The sequence below is a fragment of the Microbacterium sp. CIAB417 genome (genome assembly GCF_022788845.1).
Genome location: NZ_JAHZUT010000007.1, coordinates 182231 through 189020 on the forward strand (window position 1 = coordinate 182231; position 6790 = coordinate 189020).

Annotated in this window: 4 protein-coding genes; 3 read left to right on the forward strand and 1 reads right to left on the reverse strand. The window is 70.3% G+C overall.

Going from position 1 to position 6790, the window contains the following annotated elements:
• Positions 1-148: 148 nt before the first annotated feature.
• On the reverse strand, positions 149-1015 hold the full coding sequence (locus KYX17_RS25895) for a spermidine synthase (protein ID WP_243231338.1): 867 nt from the start codon (positions 1013-1015) through the stop codon (positions 149-151).
• Between the two features lie 33 nt (positions 1016-1048).
• On the opposite strand from KYX17_RS25895, the gene pxpA reads away from it, so the two are divergent.
• From pxpA to KYX17_RS25910, 3 genes are all read left to right on the forward strand, one after another.
• Complete coding sequence (pxpA, locus tag KYX17_RS25900; RefSeq protein WP_243231340.1) at positions 1049-1804, forward strand: 5-oxoprolinase subunit PxpA; 756 nt, start codon at positions 1049-1051, stop codon at positions 1802-1804.
• Positions 1798-3333: an urea amidolyase family protein gene (locus KYX17_RS25905; protein ID WP_243231341.1), complete on the forward strand. Its 1536-nt coding sequence runs from the start codon at positions 1798-1800 to the stop codon at positions 3331-3333. The genes pxpA and KYX17_RS25905 overlap by 7 nt, the downstream gene beginning before the upstream one ends.
• A 247-nt stretch (positions 3334-3580) precedes the next feature.
• A partial coding sequence (locus tag KYX17_RS25910) for a DNA-directed RNA polymerase subunit beta (protein WP_243231348.1) occupies positions 3581-6790 on the forward strand: 3210 nt, incomplete at its 3' end.

Consider the following 6790-nt stretch of genomic DNA (forward strand, 5'->3'; position numbering starts at 1 on the left):
CACCTTCCCGCCCCGCGCGCACCCCGCTCCCATCCGTACCCACTTTCCCCGCGAGACTGCATTTCCACGACGAGATCACGGGTAAGCACAGTGATCTCGTGCTCGAAATGCAGTCTCGGGGTCGGAGAAGCCGCGGTCCGAGAGAACCTCAGAGCTCGAAGAGGGAGGCGGCGGGTTTGGGCGAGGGGGTGGCGGTCGCATCCGTCGCGGGGACCGCGCCGCGCACGAACTCGTCGAGCTCCGCACCGATCGCGACCTTCGCCGGATGCGGTCCCGCCGCCATCAGGCGCGGCAGCCATGCCGTCGGCAGGGGCGCGGCGGATGCGGCGAGCACGAGGTTGCCGAAGCGTCGTCCCTTGAGCGTCTGCACCTCGGCGAGCAGCGCGATCTCCGGGAGCACCTCCCGCACGGTCGCCACCTGACCTCGGGCGAAGGCGAGGCCCGCGCCGTCGGCCACGTTGACGAGAAGCACGCCGTCCGCGGCGAGCAGGTGCGCGGCCTCGCGGTAGAACTCCACGGTGGTCAGGTGGGCGGGCGTCTGGGCCCCGGCGTAGACGTCGGACACGAGGAGGTCGACGTTGCCCGACAGCGAGTCGGGTAGTCGTGCGAGCCCCGCCCTGGCGTCCCCGATGCGCACCCGGATCTGCGCGCCCCGCGGCAGCGGGAGGTTCGTGCGCACCAGGTCGACGAGCGCCTGCTCGAGTTCGATGACCTGCTGACGGGAACCGGGGCGCGTGTGGGCGATGTAGCGGGGGATCGTGAGAGCGCCCCCGCCGAGATGCACCGCGGTGAGCGGCTGCCCGGGCAGGCGCAGCTGGTCGATGACGGCCGCCATCCGTCCGATGTACTCGAAGTGCAGGTGGGTCGGATCGTCGAGGTCGACGTGGGACTGGGGAGTGCCCGCGACATCGAGCTCGAATCCGCTCGTGAACGACGAGGGCGCGATGCGGGCGATCGAACCGTCCGACAGTCTCGCCTCCGGATGCGAGACGTGCTCGTAGCGCGCGCGGGCCATGACTCCACAGTACGGCGGCACTACCGTGTGCACATGCCCTCGATCGATCTGAACGCGGACCTCGGCGAGACCGTCGAGGGCGAGCCGACCGCGGACGACGCGGCGATGTTCGCGGTGGTCTCCAGCGCCAGCGTCGCGTGCGGCGGCCACGCGGGCGACCCTGACGCGATGCGCGCCGCGGTCGCGCTCGCCGCGGCGCGGGGCGTCGCCATCGGGGCGCACCCCTCGTATCCCGATCGCGCCGGATTCGGGCGACAGACCCTGCAGATCGCGCCAGCCCGGCTCCGAGGCGAACTCGCCGCACAGCTGGGCACGCTGCGCGCAGCCGGTGCCGACATCCGCTACGTGAAGCCGCACGGAGCGCTGTACCACGCGGCGGGCAGCGATCCGCAGACGGCGTCGGCGGTCGTCGCCGAAGTCGCCGCCCTCGCCGCCGAGCTCGGCCGGCCCGTGCCCGTGCTGGGACTCGGAGAACGCCTGCGCGACGCGGCGGCGGATGCGGGCGTCCCGTTCTTCGGCGAGGCGTTCCTCGACCGCGGGTACCTGCCGAACGGCACGCTCGTGCCCCGGCGCATGCCGGGGGCCCTGCTCCACGACCCACAGGAGGTCGCCCAGCGGGCGGTGCGCCTGGCGACCACGGGCGAGGTCGTCGCGGCCGACGGCTCCGTCGTGCGTACCGAGGCGGCCTCGCTGTGTCTGCACGGCGATACGCCCGAGGCGGTGGAGATGGCCGTGGCCGTGCGCACCGCACTGGCGGCGGCGGGGGTCGAGGTGCGGGCGCCGTGGTGACCGACGGGCGCCGCGTCCTGCCCTTCGGGGCGGGCGGCCTGCTCATCGAGCTCGACGACCTGGATGCGGTGCTCGGCCTGCACGCGGCGCTTGCCGCATCCGCTCCGGACGGCGTCGAAGAGCTGATCCCCGCGGCGCGGACGGTGCTCGTCCGCTTCGACCCGCACCGCGTTGCGGCGGCGACGCTGCGGGCGTGGATCGCGGCGGCGGATGCGGTCGCGCCCCGGACGGACGGCGACGCCCCGGAGGTGACGATTCCCACCGTCTACGACGGCATCGACCTGGCCGAGGCGGAACGCTGGGCGGGCATGTCACCCAGGGCGCTCGTCGACCGGCACGTGCGCACGCCTTGGCGGGTCGCTTTCACCGGGTTCGCCCCCGGATTCGCCTATCTCGTGGGGGAGGGATGGGGGCTCGACATCCCGCGCCTCGACGCACCCCGTACGCGTGTGCCCGCCGGCGCCGTCGCGCTCGCCGCGGGATTCACGGGCACCTACCCGCGGGCGACGCCCGGGGGATGGCGGCTGATCGGCACGACGACAGAGCCGCTGTTCGATCCGGATGCGGCCGTCCCGGCGCTACTGACCGCCGGGACACGCGTGCGCTTCCGCCCCGAGCGGGCGCGCGTCGAGCTCGCCGTATCTCCGCCGGCGGCGGTCACGGGCGCGCCGGCGCTGCGTATCGAGGCATCCGGTCCGCTCGCCACGATCCAGGACCTCGGGCGGCCCGGCGCCGGTGCGATGGGGATCGCCGTGTCCGGAGCGGCCGATCGTCGCGCGGCCGCCCTCGCCAATCGCCTCGTCGGCTCGGCGCACACGGCCGCGGTCGTCGAGATCCTGTTGGGGCCGTTCCGGGCCACGGCGCTCGCCGACCGGTGGATCGCGGTGACGGGCGGCCTGGGTGCGTTCCGCATCGACGGCAGGGATGCGGATCCGCACCGCGCGCTGTTCTGGCCCGCGGGCTCGGCGCTCGAGATCGGCCCGCTCGTGACGGGTCTTCGCGCGTACCTCGCCGTACGCGGCGGGATCGATGTGCCTCGCGCCGCGGGCTCCCGGGCCACCGACACCCTCGCCGGCCTCGGTCCCGCCCCGCTCGCGGCGGGCGACGAGCTCCCCGCCGGGGCGGAGGTCGCGGGCGAGGTGCCGCCGATCGACGCGGTCCCGTGGACGGCGCCCGCCCCCGGCGACGTGACCCTGGAAGTGGTGCCGGGGCCGCGTGCCGACTGGTTCGCGGCCGACGCCGGGCGGACGCTGTACGCCGGCCCGTGGCACGTGTCCGCGGCCGCCGATCGCATCGGCGTGCGCCTGGAAGGGCCCGGACTGACCCGCATCCGCGCGGGCGAGCTCGCGAGCGAGGGCATGATTCCGGGAGCGCTGCAGGTGCCGCCGGACGGACGACCGGTCGTGCTCGGGGTGGACGGTCCGGTCACCGGCGGGTACCCGGTCATCGCCGTCGCCACGGCCGACTCCCTGGGCCGGCTCGCGCAGGCGAGGCCCGGCACCCGGGTGCGGATCAGACCCGTCGGATGAGCGCTGACGGGTCGACGCGCGGTTATACCGCAGGTCGCGAAACTCGTCAAGAATTCCGCTGGACACGGCGCGTCATCTGACATATAGTTGGTCTTTGCGCTCCCTCCTCCCATGCCCTCATATGGTGGTCGGCCTGCGTACGTGCCCCCGCAGATAGCGGCGTGCGGTGCGAACGCGTCGGGAAGATCGAGCACTCCATCTGACATCAGAATCACGAGCCCCCGCCCGGGCCCATGGAGGTTATCCCTTGGCTGCCGCGCCCCACGCAAGCACCCCCACCACCAAGACCCCCAAGAACGGACGCGGCGCTTCGCGTCTGTCCTTCGCGAAGATCACCGACACGCTGACGGTCCCCGACCTTCTCGCGCTGCAGACGGAGTCCTTCGACTGGCTCGTCGGCAACGACGCCTGGAAGGCACGCGTCGCCGAGGCCCAGGCCGCCGGTCGCACCGATGTGCCGGCCACGAGCGGTCTCGAGGAGATCTTCGAGGAGATCTCACCGATCGAAGACCTCAGCGAGACGATGCAGCTGAGCTTCACGAACCCGTACCTCGAGCCCGAGAAGTACTCCATCGAGGAGTGCAAGGAGCGCGGCAAGACGTACGCGGCCCCGCTCTACGTCGAGGCCGAGTTCATGAACCACCAGACCGGTGAGATCAAGACCCAGACGGTCTTCATGGGCGACTTCCCGCTCCAGACCGACAAGGGCACGTTCATCATCAACGGCACCGAGCGCGTCGTCGTGTCGCAGCTCGTGCGTTCGCCCGGTGTGTACTTCGACCGCGTTGCCGACAAGACGAGCGACAAGGACATCGTCTCGGCCCGCGTCATCCCCAGCCGCGGCGCCTGGCTCGAGTTCGAGATCGACAAGCGCGACCAGGTGGGCGTGCGCATCGACCGCAAGCGCAAGCAGTCGGTCACCGTCTTCCTGAAGGCGCTCGGCCTGTCCAGCGAAGACATCATGAACGAGTTCGCGGGCTTCAGCTCGATCGAGGAGACCCTCGAGAAGGACACGATCCTCACCAAGGAAGACGCGCTGCGCGACATCTACCGCAAGCTCCGTCCGGGTGAGCAGGTCGCCGCCGAGGCCGCGCGTGCGCTGCTGGACAACTTCTACTTCTCGTCCAAGCGCTACGACCTGGCCAAGGTGGGTCGCTACAAGATCAACCAGAAGCTGGGTCTCGACACCCCGCTGACCGACTCGGTGCTCACGGTCGACGACATCGTCGCGACCATCAAGTACCTCGTCCGCCTCCACCGCGGAGACACGACCTTCGAGGGCGTGCGCGCCGGCAAGAAGGCGGAGATCCGTATCGACGTCGACGACATCGACAACTTCGGCAACCGCCGCATCCGCGCGGTCGGCGAGCTCATCCAGAACCAGGTCCGCACGGGTCTGTCGCGTATGGAGCGCGTCGTCCGCGAGCGCATGACCACGCAGGACATCGAGGCGATCACGCCCCAGACCCTGATCAACGTGCGTCCTGTCGTCGCGGCGATCAAGGAGTTCTTCGGAACCTCGCAGCTGTCGCAGTTCATGGACCAGAACAACCCGCTCGCGGGTCTGACCCACAAGCGTCGCCTGTCGGCGCTGGGCCCCGGTGGTCTGTCGCGTGAGCGTGCCGGCGTCGAGGTCCGTGACGTCCACCCCTCGCACTACGGCCGCATGTGCCCGATCGAGACGCCGGAAGGCCCGAACATCGGTCTGATCGGTTCGCTCGCCTCCTTCGCGCGTATCAACGCGTTCGGGTTCATCGAGACCCCGTACCGCCGCGTCGTCAACGGTCGCGTCACCACCGACATCGACTACCTCACCGCCAGCGAGGAGAACGACTTCATCGTCGCCCAGGCCGGTGCCGAGCTCGACGCCGAAGGCTCCTTCACGCAGGACCGCGTGCTGGCCCGTCGCGGTCAGGGTGGCGAGGTCGACCTGTTCCCGGTCGACGAGATCGGCTACATGGACGTCTCCCCGCGCCAGATGGTGTCGGTCGCGACCTCGCTGATCCCCTTCCTCGAGCACGACGACGCGAACCGCGCCCTCATGGGTGCGAACATGCAGCGCCAGGCCGTGCCGCTGGTGCGCAGCGAGTCCCCCGTGGTCGGAACCGGTATGGAGGGCTACGCCGCCGTCGACGCCGGTGACGTCGTCACCGCCAAGCGTTCTGGTGTGGTGGCCGAGGTCTCCGCCGACGTCGTCACCATCCAGACGGATGAGGGCGGCACCGACGACTACTTCCTGCGCAAGTTCGACCGCTCCAACCAGGGCACGTCGTACAACCAGCGCGTGGTCGTCTCCGCCGGTGAGCGCATCGAGGCCGGCGAGGTCATCGCCGACGGTCCCGCGACCGAGAACGGCGAGCTCGCCCTCGGCAAGAACCTGCTCGTCGGGTTCATGACGTGGGAGGGTCACAACTTCGAGGACGCGATCATCCTCAGCCAGGAGCTCGTGAAGGACGACACCCTCTCCTCGATCCACATCGAGGAGTACGAGGTCGACGCCCGCGACACGAAGCTCGGCAAGGAGGAGATCACGCGCGACCTGCCGAACGTGAGCCCCGACCTGCTGAAGGACCTCGACGAGCGCGGCATCATCCGCATCGGTGCCGAGGTCCGCCCCGGCGACATCCTCGTCGGCAAGGTCACGCCCAAGGGTGAGACCGAGCTTTCCGCCGAGGAGCGCCTGCTGCGCGCGATCTTCAACGAGAAGAGCCGCGAGGTCCGTGACACCTCCCTGAAGGTGCCCCACGGCGAGCAGGGCACGATCATCGCCGTCAAGGAGTTCAACGCCGAGGACGGCGACGACGAGCTCGGCTCGGGCGTCAACCGCCGCGTCGTGGTCTACATCGCCCAGAAGCGCAAGATCACCGAGGGTGACAAGCTCGCCGGCCGCCACGGCAACAAGGGTGTCATCGCGAAGATCCTCCCCGTCGAGGACATGCCCTTCCTCGCCGACGGCACGCCGCTCGACGTCATCCTCAACCCGCTCGGTATCCCCGGTCGAATGAACTTCGGCCAGGTCCTCGAGCTCCACCTCGGCTGGATCGCCCAGCAGGGTTGGAAGGTCGAGGGCAACCCGGAGTGGGCCGCGAACCTGCCGAAGGAGGCCTTCGAGGCCCCCGCCGGCACCAAGGTCGCCACCCCGGTGTTCGACGGTGCGTTCGAGTCGGAGATCGCGGGTCTGCTCGACTCGACGAACCCCACCCGTGACGGCGTGCGACTGATCGACTCCAGCGGTAAGACCACGCTGTTCGACGGTCGCAGCGGAGAGCCCTTCCCGGCACCGATCTCCGTCGGTTACATGTACATCCTGAAGCTGCACCACCTCGTGGACGACAAGATCCACGCGCGCTCGACCGGTCCGTACTCGATGATCACGCAGCAGCCGCTGGGTGGTAAGGCGCAGTTCGGCGGCCAGCGCTTCGGTGAGATGGAGGTGTGGGCCCTCGAGGCCTATGGA